The sequence below is a fragment of the Bacillus methanolicus PB1 genome, from assembly GCF_000262755.1.
Taxonomy (GTDB): Bacteria; Bacillota; Bacilli; order Bacillales; family Cytobacillaceae; genus Bacillus_Z; species Bacillus_Z methanolicus.
The window spans coordinates 966,927-983,974 of sequence record NZ_AFEU01000002.1 but is presented as its reverse complement, the minus strand read 5'-3'; the positions used below and the strand labels follow the sequence as shown (position 1 = coordinate 983,974).

Genomic DNA, 17,048 nt, shown 5'->3' with positions numbered 1-17,048 from the left:
CAATCGTTTTCTATAGTTTCTCCCTAAAAAAAAATTTTAATAATAAAGAGTGCTGGCGAATGTCAGCACTCTCTTATCGTCATTTCTTATTTCAGACGTTTTTCAAGCTCCGATTTTTTCTCTTCAAAGCCCGGTTTTCCGAGCAGGGCAAACATGTTTGCTTTATATGCTTCAACTCCGGGCTGATCAAATGGATTAACTCCAAGCAAATATCCGCTCATCGCGCATGCCTTTTCAAAGAAGTACACTAAATAGCCGAATGTATACTCATCTAATTGCGGAATGGAAACAACAAGGTTCGGCACTCCTCCATCTGTATGGGCAAGCAATGTTCCTTCAAATGCTTTGTTATTAACGAAATCAACTGTTTTGCCGGCAAGGTAATTCAAGCCGTCCAAGTCGCTTGCTTCTTCTTCAATCGTTAATTCATGCCGCGGCTTTTCAACTTTTATAATGGTTTCAAATAAATCTCGGCGGCCTTCTTGGATATATTGACCTAATGAGTGAAGGTCCGTAGAGAAATTTGCCGAAGCCGGGAATATTCCTTTTTGGTCTTTCCCTTCGCTTTCGCCAAATAATTGTTTCCACCATTCTGCAAAATATTGAAGGCCAGGTTCGTAGTTAATGAGCATTTCAATTGTTTTGCCTTTATTGTAAAGAATGTTTCTTATTGCAGCATACTGATAGGCAGGGTTTTCTTCGAGCTCCGATTTTCCGAAGTCCTCCCGTGCCCGGGCTGCCCCTTTCATCATCGATTCAATATCGGCGCCACTGACTGCAATAGGAAGCAAACCTACAGCAGTTAATACGGAGTAACGGCCGCCTATATCATCCGGAATAACAAATGACTCATATCCTTCTTTATTGGCAAGTGTTTTTAGTGCACCTTTTGCTTTATCTGTTGTTGCATAAATACGTTTTCGCGCCACTTCCACCCCATACTTTTCCTGAAGCAAGTTGCGGAAAATCCGAAATGCAATCGCCGGTTCCGTGGTCGTGCCTGATTTGGAGATGACATTGATGGAGAAATCTTTGCCTTCTAACAGGTCCATCATGTCTTTCATATATGTTGAACTGATATTATTTCCGACAAACAAAATTTGCGGTGTGCTTCGTTTTTCTTTCGGCAGAACGTTATAAAAGCTGTGCTGCAGCATTTCAATTGCTGCGCGGGCACCTAAGTACGAACCGCCGATACCGATTACTAATAATACATCTGAATCATTTTTTATTTTTTCTGCCGCATTTTGAATTCGGATAAACTCTTCTTTATCGTAATCAACCGGCAGATCAATCCAGCCTAAAAAATCGCTCCCTGTTCCGGTTTTTTCATGCAGCGAATGATGGGCTACTTTTACCATATCTCTTAAGAATGTAAGTTCATGTTCACGAAAAAACTCAATGGCTTTCGAGTAATCAAAGCGAACGTGCGTCATATCTGACCCTCCGATAAATTATTTACAACTTCACTTTATCGAATGCTGTTTCGTTTAGCAAGAAACTTCCTATTTTGTAAGCGAGCAAAATTTAAATTAATGCTCGTGGAAGTTTTTTATTGATGAAAACTGGCTAAGCGCTCCCGATGAATTGCTTCCGAAGCATTCCTTTGTGGAGCTGGACATTAAAAGGAAATACCCTGCTAAAAAAGGGTGATTGAAAAGGTTATAAAGATGCGCGATAAATGGCGAGAACATCTTCGCGAGTTAATTTTTTAAAATTGCCAACTTCACCCTCCAACATCACTTTATCGGCCATTTCTTCAAGCTTGCTGTCGTCAATACCATAATCCGCTAACCGGGAAGGAGCACCGATGCTGTTCCAGAACTCACGCAATTTTTCAATTCCTTCAAGTCCTGCTTCCTCGTCTGTTTTTCCTTCAGGATTCACACCGAAAACACGAACTGCAAGCTGTTTGAACCGCTTAGGTTTTACTTTCAGATTATGTTTCATCCAGTTAGGGAAAAGGATGGCTAATCCGCCGCCATGAGGGATATCATAAACAGCTGATACAGCATGTTCAATTTTATGTGTTGCCCAATCACCGCGGTAACCCATTGAAAGCATTCCGTTTAATGCCATTGTCCCGCAATAAAGTATCGTTGACCTATGTTCATAGCTTTCAAGATTTTCAAGCAATTTAGGTGCAGTTTCCATCACAGTAATCAATAAAGATTCACACATGCGGTCTTGGAAAGGAGTATTTTCCTCCGGATGGAAATAATGTTCAAACACATGGGACATCATGTCCACTATTCCGTAAGCAGTTTGGTCTCTTGGAACCGTAAATGTATTTTCAGGCTCCAGTATGGAAAACTTTGGAAAAACCGCCGGACTTGACCAGCCATGTTTTTCGTTTGTCTCCCAATTGGTAATGACAGACCCGGAATTCATTTCCGATCCCGTTGCTGCAAGTGTTAATACTGTGCCGAAAGGAAGCGCATCTTTCACTTTGACTTTTTTTATTACGAAATCCCATGGATCTCCTTCATATTTCACTCCGGCAGCAATTGCTTTCGTACAGTCAATGACACTTCCGCCGCCAACTGCAAGGATAAATTCGATTCCTTCTTGCCTGCATATTTCTATCCCTTTCCGGACAGTAGAAATGCGCGGATTCGGCTCAACTCCTGATAGTTCAAAAATTTCCGCATTGATTTCTTTTAAATAATTAACAACTCTGTCATAAAGGCCGTTTCGCTTTATGCTTCCTCCTCCGTATACGAGAAGCACTTTTTTTCCGTATTGAGGAATTTCCGTTTTTAGCTGCGCTAATTGGCTGCTTCCAAAAATTAATTTTGTAGGATTCCAATATGTAAAATTCTCCATAATGATCAACCTCCTTTATCTATTATACGCTCTTTTCTAAAAGAATGTTGCTTTTTGAAACTCGTGAAATATAGCATTTTTGCAAATAAAAATTATGAATCCTATGATGAATAATTTCGAAAAAGCTGTATAAACCTATTAACGAATTTATTTCAAAAGGAGGAAAACTAAAATGAGTACAATTCAACGTATTGCACTGGTTCTTACGATTATTGGAGCTATTAACTGGGGATTAATCGGCTTTTTCCAATTTGATTTAATCGCAGCTATATTTGGAGGACAAGATTCCGCCCTATCAAGAATTATTTACGGCTTAGTAGGAATTGCCGGCCTAATTAATATAGGCTTACTGTTTGTGCCTAACGAACAGGAAGATGAAGCTGCAGAAGCAAGACCAACAAGGTAAGAAAGCAAAAGGGGCTGGCTCATAACCAAGGGGTCAGACCCCTCCAATACAACATATAGTCAAAAACAAAAAACACTTTTATTACTGTCATCTTTGAAGAGGGTCAGACCTTTATGAGTCACCCTCTTTTCTTTTTATACCAATCCTCTAAACCGGAATGCCTCAGCTTAAAACTTTTTTGATTCGTTCAATTGCCCAATCCAATTCTTTTTCGCTAATAACAAGCGGCGGTGCAAAACGAATAACTGTGTTATGAGTTTCTTTGCAAAGCAATCCTTCATCTTTTAATTTCTCGCAATATTTTCGGGCGGGTTCGAAAAGCTCAATTCCAATAAATAAGCCGCGGCCGCGAATTTCTTTAATTACAGAATTTTTAATTTCCTGCAGCTTATCGATAAAATGCTTTCCAAGCTTTAATGAACGCTCTGCAAGTTTTTCATCCACTAAAACATCAAGTGAAGCTATTGAAACAGCACAAGCCATCGGATTTCCGCCGAATGTTGATCCGTGGGAGCCAGGATTAAATACTCCGAGCACCTCTTTGTTGGCAACCACGCAAGAAATTGGAAATACTCCTCCTCCTAATGCCTTGCCAAGAATATACATGTCAGGCTCAACTTCTTCCCATTCACAAGCAAACATTTTCCCTGTACGGCCGAGACCTGTTTGAATTTCGTCAGCAATAAATAATACTTTATTATCTTTACACACTTCATAAGCTTGTTTTAAGAAGCCATTCGGCGGAATAATTATCCCTGCTTCTCCTTGAATGGGTTCGACTAAGAAAGCCGCTGTATTGTGCGTAATCGCATTTTTCAATGCTTCAATATCGCCGTAGGGGATTAATTTAATTCCCGGAAGCATTGGTCCAAAGCCCCGTTTGTATTCTTCTTCTGATGAAAGTGAGACAGCAGCCATCGTACGGCCATGGAAGTTTCCGGCGCACACGATTATTTCAGCCTGATTATCAGCAACCCCTTTTACATCATATGCCCAGCGTCGCGCAGCTTTAATGGCAGTTTCTACAGCTTCCGCACCAGTATTCATCGGAAGAGCCATTTCTTTATGTGTTAATTTACAAACCTTTTCATACCATGGTCCAAGCTGGTCATTATGGAAAGCACGGGATGTAAGCGTTACTTTGTCAGCCTGGTCTTTCAATGCTTGAATAATTTTTGGATGGCGGTGCCCTTGATTCACCGCTGAATAAGCACTAAGCATGTCCATATATTTGTTGCCTTCGGGATCTTCCACCCAAACGCCTTCTGCTTTTGTAATTACAATTGGGAGCGGATGGTAGTTATTGGCGCCATATTTTTCAGTCTGTTCAATTATTAGTTCCGTTTTTGCCGTCACTTTAATTCCCTCATTTCATGTGAAAATAGCGGTTACATTTCCATTCTAACGAAGAAACTTCTTTGAATAAAGAGGGCCAGACCCCCCCGACAATTGTCATTGTTTGAAGGTTTCAAACCCTTTATTAATGAAAAAAACCGGAAATTCCGGCTTTCTTACCTTTTTATTAAATCTTCGCGCTGAGATTGTTCAATCCACTCTTCAAGCTTTTCTTTTAATGTATTAAATCCTTGCGAGTCGCTCTTGGTATACTGATGAATCGCTGCTTGGCGCTTGCGCGGTTTTCTTGTTTTTGCAGCTGCATGGGCAAAAGCCTCTTCAGTTGCCCGAATCGAAAGCCCGATTTTTCCTGCTTCTTCATCCACTGAAAGCACCTTTACTTTCACTTCGTCTCCGACCTTCAAATGCTCGTTTACATCTTTCACATAACCGTGCGTAATTTCTGAAATATGGACTAATCCTTGTGTATTTTCATCCAACGAAATAAAGGCACCGTAAGGTTGAATTCCGGTAACCTTACCGGTTATTATACTTCCTACTTCAATTTTCTCTGACATATAAACACTCCTAAATTTTGTTATTTACTCATCCCATTTATACGCAATATAATATTTTATCACAAATAGGGATTCTTATCAAAAATGAAAGAGTTTTTCCACTTTTTATCATTGGGTAAAATTAAAGCGAGGCAGAAGCCTCGCTTTTTTTTGAAAATATTTTTCCTAACCATGTATAAAAAAAGAAGGATTGGGTATCCTTGTATTATAAGGCTTTCTAGTATTCCCCCCTTTTTGATGCGGACGACCGGTTTCGGTTGTCTTTTTTTTATCAATTGCCTTACAGTCGATCAAAGACTATTCAGAAACCGCTTTATTCGCTTAATGGCCTCTTGAAGCTGTTCCATCGAAGACGCATACGAGCAGCGCACATGGCCCTCACCGCTTTCACCGAAAACATTCCCTGGAACAACGGCTACCTTTTCCTTTAGCAATAATTGCTGAGCAAACTGTTCTGATGTTAATCCGGTACTTTCAATGGATGGAAAGGCATAAAAGGCGCCTCCCGGGATATGGCAATCCAACCCCATCTCATTAAGGGATTGAACAAAATAGTTGCGGCGTCTGCGGTAGCTCTTTTTCATTTCTTCTACATCATTTCTGCCATTTCTTAAAGCTTCAATGGCTGCAAATTGCGCCATCGTTGGCGCACACATCATGGCATATTGATGAATTTTAAGCATTGCAGCCGATAATTCTTCAGGAGCGCACACATACCCAAGCCTCCACCCGGTCATTGCAAAGCCTTTAGAAAAACCTGAGATTAGAAGCGTTCTTTTTCTCATTTCAGGTATGGCTGCCATGCTTGTAAATTCTTCATCATATGAAAGTTCAGCATAAATTTCGTCAGTGATGATCAATAAATCGTATTTTTCCGCAATGCGCCCAATTTCTTCCAGATCACTTCTCGAAAGCATTGTACCTGTCGGGTTATTCGGAGAACAAATCATTATTGCCTTCGTTCGGCCAGTGATCGCAGCCTCTATTTGGAAAGGCATAATCTTAAAGTCGTTTTCCTTTAAAGATTGAACATGGATCGGGGTTCCGCCGGCAAGGGTAACGAGCGGTGCATAGGAGACAAAGCTCGGTTCGACAACAATCACTTCATCCCCGGAATTGATAATCGCTCTTAATGCGATGTCTAACGCCTGGCTTCCCCCGACAGTTACAATAATTTCTGTCTTCGGACAATATTCAACTCCAAAATACTTATATATATATTGGCTGATTTCTTCACGAAGCTCCAGGAGCCCTGCGTTAGCTGTGTAAGATGTGTACCCTTGTTCAAGCGAAAGTATTGCTGCTTCCCTTACTGACCATGAAGTTACAAAATCAGGCTCACCTACTCCAAGGGATATGACGCCTTCCATTCCCGCAGCCAGATCAAAAAAACGGCGGATTCCGGAAGGCTTAATTTGATCAACTGTTTTTGACAAATATGTTTTCGTTTGTTCCATTATGGCGACACCACTATTCTTTTATCATCATCTGTCTGTTCAAAAATCGTTCCATCATGCTTATATTTTTTCAAAATAAAATGAGTTGTTGTGGAAATGACAGAATCCAAAGTCGACAGCTTCTCCGATACAAAACGGGCCACTTCATTCATCGAGCGGCCTTCAATAACAACAGAAAGATCATAGGCGCCTGACATTAAATAAACGGACTTTACCTCTTTAAATCGGTAAATTCGCTCAGCAACTTCATCGAAACCAACACCCCGCTTCGGAGTAACCTTCACATCGATCATGGCAGTGACCCCTTCATGACCATCAATTTTTGACCAGTCAATGACGGTTGGATAGCTGACAATTATCTTTAAGTCTTCCAATTTTCCGATAATCTTAATTGTTTCTTCACAGTCAAGACCCGCCATTTTTGATAAATCTTCGATCGAAATGCGCGCATTCTTTTCCAAAATCTCGACAATTTCCAGCTCTTTTTCATTTAATTTCATAGGAAACCCCTCTCAATATATTCCGTATTGTCAAAAATTTTTAGATAAAATTTGGATAATTTATTGATATTTAAGGTTTTATAAACAAAAAACTTGCCACCCCCATTGTTTTAGGGTATTAGTGAGGTAACCACACACACACCAATCCTAAAACAAGGAAGTGACAAGTTGTTACCTCAATTATTAACCTATTTGCTTGAATATATCAAGCACCAAGATCAAATGATTCGAACATTACTTACTCTTCTAATTGGAAAAAACATGTTTGATAAGCCAACAGAAAAGCCTGTAAATAAGCCTTATCAAAAACTTCAGGTGGATGAGCTACCGATTATTGAAACTCTACAAAAGCTTGATTATCAAATTCTTCTCACAGAATATTTGGAGAAGAACGGGAAACCTCTCAAACCTGTTCAGAGGCGTTCCCATTCAAAAGGTAAGGTACCTTCATCCATGAAATGTCCAAGGTGTGGTGCTCCGTCCGATTATCTTTATGCCAATAACGGAGGCAAAGGACAGTATCAATGTAAGGTGTGTGCGTGTCTGTTTAATAAAAAGAACCAATATGCCAAAGAGGCTGTACTCAAATGCCCACACTGTTCTAAAACACTCGAGAAGATCAAGGAAAGAAAAGATTTTCTCGTATTTAAGTGCAAAAACAATGACTGTCCGTATTACAAAAAGAAACTGCAAGGAATGTCTAAAAAAGAGAAAAAGCAGTTCGAAAAGGATCCTCAGTCTTTTAAAGTTCGATACATATTCCGTCAGTTTCAAATTGATTATCAGCCGTTAGCTAAACATTCACCTAAGAAGCCAAAAGTGGATTTGTCCAGGCTTCATGTGTCACCGCATACATTAGGACTCATTTTAACTTACCATGTTAACTATGGCCTATCAGCTCGGAAAACAGCTGCACTGATGAAGGATGTTCACGGTGTAAACATCTCTCACCAGAGTATATTGAATTACGAAAACAGCGTAGCACTGATGCTCAAACCTTATGTGGATCATTATCCTTATGAGCTCTCTGATCAATTCTGCGGAGACGAAACATACATAAAGGTGAATGGCCGTTGGCATTATCTTTTTTTCTTTTTTGATGCGGTAAAGAAGATTATTCTGTCCTACCCTGTTTCTCCAAATCGTGATACGGTGTCTGCCATCCGTGCGATTGATGAGGTCTTATGGAAGATGAAAGAGATCCCGGAAGACCTCACCTTTGTCGTAGATGGCAATCCAATTTACCTTTTAGCACAACACTTTTTTGCCCAACACGGTATTACATTTGATGTGAAGCAGGTCATTGGACTAACCAACGAAGACCTGGTTTCCACGGAATACAGACCGCTAAAACAAATCATTGAAAGACTGAATCGAACATTTAAGGGCAATTACAGATCGACACACGGATTTGGATCCGATCACGGATCCGTTTCTTATGTGACCTTGTTTGTAGCTTACTTTAACTTCTTGCGGCCACATTCAGCCCTAGAAGGCAAAGTGCCTGTAGTTATTCCAGAACTAAAAGAACTGCCGAATATGCCTGCACGTTGGACAAAACTGATTGGTTTAGCTCAACAATGGCTAGTAGAGCAAACTGCCTAACTTTTTGTTTAGCAGAGCCCTTACCAGCATCGGCGAAGCGAACTCTTGACAAACCGAACCAGTCAATGGTTTAAAATGGGAATTGGCAAGGGCTTCTTTGGTGTGCCTTCTTTTTGTTCCCTTCGCCCTTGTTGGTTCAAAATTAAACCATTGACGTGTTTGTCAAGAGCGATTGCGGCGGCATTTTCTCTATTTTCGGTAGAACACATCCTTCCAATACTGAGTTTTCATAGAACTTTTGACACTACCATATATTCGTTGAAATAATTACATTATAGCAAAAATTCAGTTTAGAAAAGCATTACCTTAAGTTTATTTTTTCAAAATAATTATTGTATATGAGTGAAGTTAAAAATAGCGGGGAAAATAAAGAAGAGTTCAATTTGGAAAGATTGTTTGCAGGAGTGAAGGCTAGAGTGTATAGATCCGTTTTTAACGACAGCAGAAACATTAATGGAATTGATGTATATTATGAATATTACCTCAATGAACAATCAAACGAAACGATCGTATTGCTGCACGGTTTTCTTTCGTCTACTTTCAGTTTTCGCAGACTGATTCCGCTGTTGAACGAAGACTTTAATGTGATTTCAATTGATCTTCCCCCTTTCGGAAAAAGCGGAAAATCTTACAATTTTATCTATTCTTATGAAAATATTGCACGAACAGTTATCAGCCTTTTAGAATCGCTTGATATTAGGAAAATATCTGTGACCGGCCATTCAATGGGAGGGCAAATTTCCTTAAAAATCGCCTCCCTCCGTCCGGATTTAGTAAAAAAAGCAGTACTGCTTTGCAGCTCTGCTTACTTAAAACGATCTAAATTGCCGTTGATTTTATCAAGTTATATTCCATATTTTCATTTATATGTAAAAATGTGGCTCATAAAGTCAGGAGTACGAAATAACTTGCAGAATGTAGTGTATGATCACTCGTTAATTGATGAGGAAATGATGTACGGTTACATGAAGCCCTTTTTAGAGGAAGATATTTTCAAAGCGATAGCAAGGATGATCAGAGACAGGGAAGGCGATCTGCATTCAAATGCCCTGAAGCAGATTGAAACCCCGTGCTTATTAATTTGGGGTGAGCATGATAAAGTTGTCCCACTTTCTGTAGGAAAAAGATTAACAAACGAATTGAATAATTCTAAGCTTATTATCTTAAAAAATACAGGGCACCTATTGCCGGAGGAACGACCGGATGAAGTGTATCGGCATATTAAGGAATTTATATATAGTTAGAATTTTGGAACATAAATAAAAGAGGCTGACTCATAAGGGTCTGGCTCCTTCCAACAGTGATTTATGTTTGTCTTTATGTTTTATTGGCGGAGTCTAACCCTTTGTTTTAATTCAGCCTCTTTTTGGTTATGATACTTTTGATTCATTTTCCCCTGCAATAGACAGCTTTTCTTTTGAAAACAACCACCCGCAAACAGCAATTAAGATTAAAACGGCATAGAACGTAATTTTCCATTCATGCGATGTTGCAAAACTTTCAGGCAGCACATTAAGAGCATGATGCGACAACGTATAGACAGCAAGCTTAACGCCCACCCATCCGACAATAATAAACGCAGCAATCTCCAAACCGGGACGCTTTTGCAGCAAATTGACGAAGACATTTGCCGCGAATCTTATTATTATTAAACCAATCATTCCTCCTGCAAAGACGACAAGGAATTTTCCTCCGTCCAATCCTCCGATATTTGGCAGCGGGGTGTCTGGCAAAGTTACGGCAAGGGCAACCGCAGCTAATATGGAATCTACTGCAAATGCGATATCTGCTAACTCGACCTTAATAACGGTCGTCCAAAAACTTGAACCTTTTTTAACTTCTTTCTGATCTTTCTGATTGATTCTCCCATTAACAATCTTTCGGAAAATATGATTAATCGCCATAAATAATAAATAAGTTGCACCGATAGCCTGAACCTGCCATACATCAACAAGATACGATATGGCAAACAGCGATGCGAATCGGAATACGAATGCACCTGCAAGCCCATAAAATAACGCTTTTTTCCGATCCTTTTCCGGCAAATGCTTTACCATAATCGCCAGCACCAATGCATTATCGGCTGCCAAAAGCCCTTCTAATAACACGAGCACTATCAAAACCCAACCATACTCCATTAAAAGTGATAAATCCAAGTAAAAATCCTCCTCCATAAATCATTAATTTTTTAATTCCTTTATGCCTTTTCAAATAACATAAAAAGGCCCTTACCTGAATCCGGTAAAGGCCTCAAAAATATAAAAAGACCTTTACCATGAAGTAAAGGTCTTGCCTGCAACATAAGTGTTGCCAATAAAGCCGGAGATGCGTATCTCGAAATGACGACTTTATTGTACAGCTACTCCCCTTTAAAAAGAAATATTTATTTAATTTCAATATACAATGAAATTCCAATAATGTAAAGAATTTTATTTACACTACTTTCTCAGATTTAATCAAGGCGCTTTTTTATTTACTGTTCGCCTTGTTTGTCATCCTGTGCTTTTTTCTGCTCTGTTTGTCCTTTGTCATTTGAAATTTTTCCACACGCAATCCTTGATCCGGAATCTCCGGCAGGCTGAGTCATTCCATCATCTTTTTCTTCGTGTATAACAATGGATGTTCCCTCTTTCGTAAACAAGGAAGTTTTTCCATTTTGCAATGTAACTTGTGGAGCCATAATTTCGGCCTTAGCCTTTCCGTCATCTTCAACAATCAAATTTGGAAGATCTCCGGCATGAGCTCCTTTAGGGTGCAGCAGGCCATGCTGTTTATTATCAGGATCAAAATGATTTCCGGCCGATTGAAAATCCGGCGGTTCACATTTGCCTGTTTCATGAATGTGCATTGCGTGCTCACCAGGTGGCAGCCCCTCAAGATTGACCTCCAGCTTAACACCTGAAGCCTGCTCCGTTATTTTTATTTTTCCAAGCGAATCGCCTACAGTGTTAAACATTTCTACATCAACACTTTTAGGATTATCCTCTGCACACCCCGCCAAAAGAATCATTAGAATGATCATCCATCCTTTTTTCATGGGAATTTTCCTCCATCAAGACAATTTGTCTCTATTCTTGCCTTTTTAATAAATACTTAAACGAACAGACACATGTCTTTCTAAGGATAAAAAACGTACATGAGCTTTATTCTCCCAACCCTAACATGGAAATAACCTTCATATTAAAACATAATAAACCGGTGTGAGAGTTGCCAGGTTTTAAATATTTACTAATCTAAACATGTATTTTGCTCAAGCAGGTTGGCATTTCTATCTTTGTTAGCGCAGCTCCTCCCTTTTCCACAAAAAAAGAACAGCTTATTTGGCTGTTCCATTTTGATCCTTCTGTTCTAAAATTCGTTTTTCCAGTTCTTTGCTTTTTTCTTCTTCCTTCCTGGAATAGATGACGATAAAGCGAAATGTAATAATACAAGCAATAAAAAAGATCATGAAAGAAATCGCAGCCGGTATATACTCTGACTTGTCTTCCGGGAAATATAAAAACAGTGATAAAACGTACCATTGAATCATAATGCTTCTTCCTTTCTGCCATTTTAGCAGTGATTCAATGAAATATTATAACAATTATTTTTGTCTTCACCAACTGTAAAGAGTAAACTCCAAATCACTTCCCCTGCGTGCGATCCAAATTTTCAGCTATTTTAAAACGGTAATCTTATTAATGACAACATCTTCTTTCGGTTTATCGTGAAGCCCCGTCGGAGTGTTTGCGATTTTATCCACAACATCCATACCTTCTATAACCTGCCCAAAAACAGTATGGCGAAAATCAAGCCATGGTGTTCCGCCATTTTCATAAGCTTCAATAATTTCCTCCGGGTAGCCAGCTTGTACCATCTGGCTCTTCAAACCCGGATCAACAAAGTTGTTTTGAACAATAAAGAATTGGCTTCCGTTCGTATTTGGTCCTGCATTTGCCATCGATAATGCTCCGCGGATATTGAATAACCGGTCTGAAAATTCATCTTCAAAAGGATGGCCGTAAATACTTTCTCCTCCGGTTCCATTTCCTTTTGGATCCCCGCCCTGAATCATAAAATCTTTAATGACGCGATGGAAAATCAAGCCGTTATAATAGCCGCTTTCACTGTGAGTGATAAAATTTTCTACTGTTTTTGGAGCATATTCAGGAAAAAGCTTAATCTTAATTGTCCCCATGGAAGTTTCCATTTCCACTAATCTTTCATTTTCCAATACTTCTGTTTTCAACTGAGGATAGACCACTGTTCCATTCCCTTCTTTCTTTTCAGCTTATAGTTTGTTTTTTGTTCTTCTGTTTTGACTCACTTGCTAGATTTTAAGCAGAATTTAATCCCTTTTAAACTGTCCTGCATGCGGCCAATGATAGCACAACTTTTAGCAAATAAGCAACTAAACGCATCATCATATTTCTTCCCTCCAATCTTAACCTGATTTTATCTTATAAAACTCGGACAGTTTCCTTTCTTAAATTCTTGCAGACGGTTCTGCATGGGCACAGAGAAGCTTAGAAAATATTGAGTCTTTGGAAAAAGATTATATTAAATAATTGGTGACAGCTCATTAATTTAATATTGGCGCCAAAAGAAAAAACTGCGGTATGGTACAAAAAAATTATTGTTGAACTTTGTGTTTGAGGGCGCCGAAGACAATACAAATGGCTTCGGAAGCCCTATCCGTTTATTTTTTCTTGATTACTGCTACTGTACACCTCGAGATGCAAATAAGCTTTTCCTGTTCATCAACGATTTTGATATCCCAAACCATTGTTGTTCTGCCTCTATGTAAAACCTCTCCATGCGCAGTAACGATCCCGTCTGTTTTCGGACACACATGATTGGCGTTAATTTCAAGTCCGGCAACTGCCTCTGTTTCCTTATCAACAAGTTCATAAGCTCCGAGACTGGCAACTGTTTCCGCAAGAGCAACAGAGGCTCCTCCATGAAGTAATCCAAATGGCTGCTTCGTCCGTTCGTCAACGGGCATCGTTGCTGTTACTTTGCCTTTTTCAAGCTCTGTAATCTCAATTCCTAATGCATTAATCAGAGTATTTTTAATCTCCACTCCAATACCCCTCCTGTTATTCGAAAATTATCAAATTCAGTATAACTACCAACAATCAAAATTTCTTTAAAAAGACTGGCCATGCATTTTCTGCTTTCTTTTCTTATTTATTTTTACTATCACAAAAAACGTAAAAATAACCGCAACAAGGATTAGCAATTCTTTTCCATAGTGCATGATTGTATCGATATGATCTCCAAATAAATAACCTAAAGTGAAAACGACTGACAACCATAGTAAAGCCCCAATATAGGCAAAAAAAGCAAACGATTTATATGGCAGCCTGCTGGAACCATATATAAATGGAACAAAATTCCGAATTCCCGGCAAAAAATAACTGAATAAAAGAGAGTAAGAATGATATTTTTCTATTAGGTGCAAAGAAACAGAAATGGAATGGGCAAACCTCTTCCTTTTTTCTAAGAAGCGAAGCAGCGGTCTGCCTAAAAAACGCCCTAATAAATAGATCGTCGTTAACGCTAACAAAATTCCCGCATATGAAGCTATGAAAGTTAATAATGGATTAAGAATCTTCCTGAAAGATGCGAAGCCGACTGTCATAATAATGACTTCATTCGGGACGGGCATTCCAAATATACCCAGCCAAAGCCAGAAAAATAGCCCGGCATATCCGCCTTCTTCAATGATACTTAAAATAAAATCTAGATCCATGCAGTGTTCCTCCTCTTTACGGCACTGTCAATTTCAAAAAAATTGTTCCTATAATTTCTATTTTTATTTCCCATTTTCCTTTATTAAAAACTTAATACAGGTCAATTATTCAAAAGATCGCAAAGAATGTGGATAAGTTCGATTGAATATATTGATAAAGGTGTAATGATAAGAAAAAATGAAAGGGGGATGGTCATGTACCCCTATGACAACAAAAAAAATTTCCATTCAAATTTTCACTTTAATCCTTACGTATTTCCATATAACCAATATCCCGCAAATTATGACCGGTTTTATCCATACCGAACAAACCCTCCTGTAGATCCAAAATTGTTGATGGATTCCGCGAAACAAATGAAGTTCATAATGAGCGATGCGCTACGTGTAGTTGATAAGATCTCCAACTCGAAAAAATTCTCTTATGATTTAATGAATGCAGCCCAAGAATCCAAAACTGAAGTCGTAAAAAGTTTGATTCAATCAACTGGTGTAAATGGAATGCCATCCTTTAAATTCAATCCCGACGGCCTTCATTTGCTTTTCGAAGGAAAAGTGGATAATGTTGACTGTTGCCATTTAATTTTACAATTAAGATGGATGTAGGCGTGCTAGCGCTTTAAAGTTGAATATAGTAATTTCCGATCGATCAACTATTTAAAAAAAGGCTGTCTCATAAGCCCAAGGGTCAGACCACTAGCCTTGCAAAGGTTACAAATTCAGGAAAATAAAAAAAGGTTTACTAAAAAGAAAAAAACTCCTATTGTAGAATTGTTAGCTTGTTGTCCCATCAACAAGTTTTCTACAAAGGAGTTTTTATCATGAGCAATGTAAATATAGCTCAACCATCTGTTGTTCGTCAATGTTTTTCCCTTTTATCTACGGAAAAGCTTTCCTGTCCTCTTTTAAACTATGATCAAAAAAAATTAAGAGCTGATGCCCTTGTAAAAATTTTTGTTGCTGCTCAGCTGGGTAATTGGAGCTCATATACTGATATAGAGGAGAAATTACGGGCTGATAAAGACCTCATGAAAAGCCTAAATTTAGAAAGCATAAGTGGTTCACAACTAAGCCGTAGGATAAATGAATTACCAACTGAATGGGTACAAGATCTTTTTTTTCGAGTGGTCAAAGATATTGAAATTCAAACTAGAAATTTATCTGGTCTACCAAAGGGAATTGGGAGATTAGCCATAATTGACTCTTCTTCCTTTAAGCTGCCTGAACAGTTAGCTAACTGGGCTTATGTATCAAAAAATTCTACTCAGGTAAAAATGCACACCCGTTTAGTGGTAGCTTCTCCAGACATTGCTTTTCCAGACCAAATTATTCCATCAACTGGAAATGTCAGTGATTTTGAAGGTTCCGACTTCCTTGTGGTTGAATCTGATTCAACTTACGTCATGGATCGTGGATATGCTTCTCATAAAAAAATCAATAACTGGGCGGAACGTGGTATTTCTTTCATTGTAAGAATTAAAGAGCAGCACAAGGTAATCTATCTCGATAGAAAAATTTTAAACCATCCGTTGATTCGTATGGATGCGACAGTAAAGATTGGTGTAACCTCGAACGAGAAATTGCACCCGGTACGTCTCGTCGAATTTTTTGATGAAGAAGGACATCTATACCGAATTATTACCACACGCTTTGACTTACCGCCTGAACAAATAATGGAAATCTACCGTCATCGGTGGGCGATTGAGATCTTCTTTAGATGGATTAAACAACATCTTCGTTCAACCAAAATTTGGAGTACAAAACCCCAAGGAATCTGGAATCAGATGTTTCTTTCGCTGATTGCCTATGGGCTAGTACTACAAATAAAACTAAAGACACAAACGAAAAAAACAATATGGGGAGTACTGCGGTTAATCCGAACCTATTTACATTTATCTTGGCAGGAATTTGAAAAAGAACTGAATCGAAGGTGTACAAGGACATCAAAAGGGCGACAAAAAGTACCTAAAAAAAAGGAAGAAGACTTAGTTTTTGCAGAAAAAGTAGCAATGATAAAGCCAAAAAAGGAAAAATAATAAACGAAGTATAAATTACAATTAATATACATAAATTCAAATAAATGGGACAAAAAAGGCTAACTTAAATGGAGTTAGCCTTTTTTGCATCTAGATTAAAAAAGATTATGTTAAATAAAGTAAAATATTGAATTTATTTACTTTTATGCAAGGCTAGTGGGGTCAGACCCCATAACACAATATATAGGACATAATATTGGATAAATGTGCTATATATTGATAAATGCGCATGGGGTCAGACCCTTATGAGACGGCCTCTTTTTCTCCATTTATGAGCATTAGTATGGATATCCGCCTACATATCCATAATATGGTGGATAGTAAGGATATGGCGGGAAAAAAGGATATGGCGGATAGAAGTATGGCCGAGGATAAAAAAGCGCTCCTGCCGCAAGTCCTCCTAAGAGCCCTCCAAGGAACGGCGCTCCAAAGAAAAATCCTCTTCTGACAGGTCCATACGGAATTCTATAATCATGCATCCGGGTAACCTCCTTTTCATTCTGCCCTACATTACTACATATGCATTTGTACCAATTTTGGAGTGGGCAAATGTACAGGATTCATCTAACCTCTC

At 38.8% G+C, this 17,048-nt stretch carries 18 protein-coding genes; 5 read left to right on the top strand and 13 right to left on the bottom strand.

Annotated features, from left to right (window positions below):
• Nucleotides 1-86: 86 nt before the first annotated feature.
• Together PB1_RS09775 and PB1_RS09770 are read right to left on the bottom strand one after the other, a co-directional pair.
• A complete protein-coding gene (locus PB1_RS09775; RefSeq protein WP_003352219.1) occupies nucleotides 87-1,436 on the bottom strand; it encodes a glucose-6-phosphate isomerase in 1,350 nt (449 codons plus the stop codon).
• Nucleotides 1,437-1,662: 226 nt separating this feature from the next.
• Nucleotides 1,663-2,826: an iron-containing alcohol dehydrogenase gene (locus PB1_RS09770; RefSeq protein ID WP_003352218.1), complete on the bottom strand. Its 1,164-nt coding sequence runs from the start codon at nucleotides 2,824-2,826 to the stop codon at nucleotides 1,663-1,665.
• 172 nt (nucleotides 2,827-2,998) lie between these two features.
• On the opposite strand from PB1_RS09770, the gene PB1_RS09765 reads away from it, so the two are divergent.
• A complete protein-coding gene (locus PB1_RS09765) occupies nucleotides 2,999-3,232 on the top strand; it encodes a DUF378 domain-containing protein (RefSeq protein ID WP_003352217.1) in 234 nt (77 codons plus the stop codon).
• Between the two features lie 162 nt (nucleotides 3,233-3,394).
• Here PB1_RS09765 and PB1_RS09760 read toward each other — a convergent pair whose 3' ends face one another.
• From PB1_RS09760 to PB1_RS09745, 4 genes are all read right to left on the bottom strand, one after another.
• The gene (locus PB1_RS09760; RefSeq protein WP_155816409.1) at nucleotides 3,395-4,594 is read right to left on the bottom strand and encodes an ornithine--oxo-acid transaminase; all 1,200 of its coding nucleotides are present in this window, start codon (nucleotides 4,592-4,594) and stop codon (nucleotides 3,395-3,397) included.
• Between the two features lie 149 nt (nucleotides 4,595-4,743).
• Nucleotides 4,744-5,145 (bottom strand): S1 domain-containing post-transcriptional regulator GSP13, encoded by a 402-nt coding sequence (gene yugI / locus PB1_RS09755; protein ID WP_003352214.1) that lies wholly within the window; start codon nucleotides 5,143-5,145, stop codon nucleotides 4,744-4,746.
• 290 nt (nucleotides 5,146-5,435) lie between these two features.
• Nucleotides 5,436-6,602 (bottom strand): aminotransferase, encoded by a 1,167-nt coding sequence (locus tag PB1_RS09750; RefSeq protein WP_003352213.1) that lies wholly within the window; start codon nucleotides 6,600-6,602, stop codon nucleotides 5,436-5,438.
• Complete coding sequence (locus PB1_RS09745; protein WP_003352212.1) at nucleotides 6,602-7,102, bottom strand: Lrp/AsnC family transcriptional regulator; 501 nt, start codon at nucleotides 7,100-7,102, stop codon at nucleotides 6,602-6,604. The genes PB1_RS09750 and PB1_RS09745 overlap by 1 nt, the downstream gene beginning before the upstream one ends.
• A gap of 168 nt (nucleotides 7,103-7,270) precedes the next feature.
• Between PB1_RS09745 and PB1_RS09740 the strand changes: the two genes are divergently transcribed.
• Entirely contained in the window at nucleotides 7,271-8,707 is a 1,437-nt protein-coding gene (locus tag PB1_RS09740; RefSeq protein WP_003350502.1) for a DDE-type integrase/transposase/recombinase, read from the top strand.
• A gap of 416 nt (nucleotides 8,708-9,123) precedes the next feature.
• On the top strand, nucleotides 9,124-9,951 hold the full coding sequence (locus tag PB1_RS09735; RefSeq protein ID WP_003352211.1) for an alpha/beta fold hydrolase: 828 nt from the start codon (nucleotides 9,124-9,126) through the stop codon (nucleotides 9,949-9,951).
• Nucleotides 9,952-10,077: 126 nt separating this feature from the next.
• Here PB1_RS09735 and PB1_RS09730 read toward each other — a convergent pair whose 3' ends face one another.
• The 6 genes from PB1_RS09730 to PB1_RS09705 all read right to left on the bottom strand — a co-directional run bounded on the left by PB1_RS09730 (nucleotide 10,078) and on the right by PB1_RS09705 (nucleotide 14,441).
• The gene (locus PB1_RS09730) at nucleotides 10,078-10,863 is read right to left on the bottom strand and encodes a TerC family protein (protein WP_003352210.1); all 786 of its coding nucleotides are present in this window, start codon (nucleotides 10,861-10,863) and stop codon (nucleotides 10,078-10,080) included.
• Between the two features lie 317 nt (nucleotides 10,864-11,180).
• Nucleotides 11,181-11,744, bottom strand: coding sequence for a superoxide dismutase family protein (locus PB1_RS09725; protein ID WP_003352209.1), 564 nt, complete (start codon nucleotides 11,742-11,744; stop codon nucleotides 11,181-11,183).
• A gap of 279 nt (nucleotides 11,745-12,023) precedes the next feature.
• Nucleotides 12,024-12,236, bottom strand: a complete 213-nt coding sequence (locus PB1_RS09720) for a hypothetical protein (protein WP_003352208.1) — start codon at nucleotides 12,234-12,236, stop codon at nucleotides 12,024-12,026.
• A gap of 126 nt (nucleotides 12,237-12,362) precedes the next feature.
• Nucleotides 12,363-12,950, bottom strand: coding sequence for a peptidylprolyl isomerase (locus PB1_RS09715; protein ID WP_003352207.1), 588 nt, complete (start codon nucleotides 12,948-12,950; stop codon nucleotides 12,363-12,365).
• 435 nt (nucleotides 12,951-13,385) lie between these two features.
• On the bottom strand, nucleotides 13,386-13,769 hold the full coding sequence (locus PB1_RS09710; protein ID WP_003352206.1) for a hotdog fold thioesterase: 384 nt from the start codon (nucleotides 13,767-13,769) through the stop codon (nucleotides 13,386-13,388).
• 66 nt (nucleotides 13,770-13,835) lie between these two features.
• Entirely contained in the window at nucleotides 13,836-14,441 is a 606-nt protein-coding gene (locus PB1_RS09705; RefSeq protein WP_003352204.1) for a DedA family protein, read from the bottom strand.
• Between the two features lie 195 nt (nucleotides 14,442-14,636).
• Between PB1_RS09705 and PB1_RS09700 the strand changes: the two genes are divergently transcribed.
• Together PB1_RS09700 and PB1_RS09695 are read left to right on the top strand one after the other, a co-directional pair.
• Nucleotides 14,637-15,044, top strand: coding sequence for a YuzC family spore coat inner layer protein (locus PB1_RS09700; protein WP_003352203.1), 408 nt, complete (start codon nucleotides 14,637-14,639; stop codon nucleotides 15,042-15,044).
• Nucleotides 15,045-15,259: 215 nt separating this feature from the next.
• Nucleotides 15,260-16,474 carry an IS4 family transposase gene (locus PB1_RS09695; protein ID WP_003350293.1) on the top strand — a complete coding sequence of 405 codons (1,215 nt, stop codon included), beginning with the start codon at nucleotides 15,260-15,262 and terminating at the stop codon, nucleotides 16,472-16,474.
• A gap of 278 nt (nucleotides 16,475-16,752) precedes the next feature.
• On the opposite strand, the gene PB1_RS09690 is transcribed toward PB1_RS09695, so the two are convergent.
• The gene (locus PB1_RS09690) at nucleotides 16,753-16,953 is read right to left on the bottom strand and encodes a hypothetical protein (protein WP_003352202.1); all 201 of its coding nucleotides are present in this window, start codon (nucleotides 16,951-16,953) and stop codon (nucleotides 16,753-16,755) included.
• Nucleotides 16,954-17,048: the final 95 nt, after the last annotated feature.

Excerpts from the sequence above, each read along its gene's own strand:
- PB1_RS09775 (WP_003352219.1), bottom strand. The coding sequence starts at position 1,436 with ATGACGCACGTTCGCTTTGATTACTCGAAAGCCATTGAGTTTTTTCGT.
- PB1_RS09770 (WP_003352218.1), bottom strand. The coding sequence starts at position 2,826 with ATGGAGAATTTTACATATTGGAATCCTACAAAATTAATTTTTGGAAGC.
- PB1_RS09765 (WP_003352217.1), top strand. The coding sequence starts at position 2,999 with ATGAGTACAATTCAACGTATTGCACTGGTTCTTACGATTATTGGAGCT.
- yugI (WP_003352214.1), bottom strand. The coding sequence starts at position 5,145 with ATGTCAGAGAAAATTGAAGTAGGAAGTATAATAACCGGTAAGGTTACC.
- PB1_RS09750 (WP_003352213.1), bottom strand. The coding sequence starts at position 6,602 with ATGGAACAAACGAAAACATATTTGTCAAAAACAGTTGATCAAATTAAG.
- PB1_RS09745 (WP_003352212.1), bottom strand. The coding sequence starts at position 7,102 with ATGAAATTAAATGAAAAAGAGCTGGAAATTGTCGAGATTTTGGAAAAG.
- PB1_RS09725 (WP_003352209.1), bottom strand. The coding sequence starts at position 11,744 with ATGAAAAAAGGATGGATGATCATTCTAATGATTCTTTTGGCGGGGTGT.
- PB1_RS09720 (WP_003352208.1), bottom strand. The coding sequence starts at position 12,236 with ATGATTCAATGGTACGTTTTATCACTGTTTTTATATTTCCCGGAAGAC.
- PB1_RS09705 (WP_003352204.1), bottom strand. The coding sequence starts at position 14,441 with ATGGATCTAGATTTTATTTTAAGTATCATTGAAGAAGGCGGATATGCC.
- PB1_RS09700 (WP_003352203.1), top strand. The coding sequence starts at position 14,637 with ATGTACCCCTATGACAACAAAAAAAATTTCCATTCAAATTTTCACTTT.
- PB1_RS09695 (WP_003350293.1), top strand. The coding sequence starts at position 15,260 with ATGAGCAATGTAAATATAGCTCAACCATCTGTTGTTCGTCAATGTTTT.
- PB1_RS09690 (WP_003352202.1), bottom strand. The coding sequence starts at position 16,953 with ATGCATGATTATAGAATTCCGTATGGACCTGTCAGAAGAGGATTTTTC.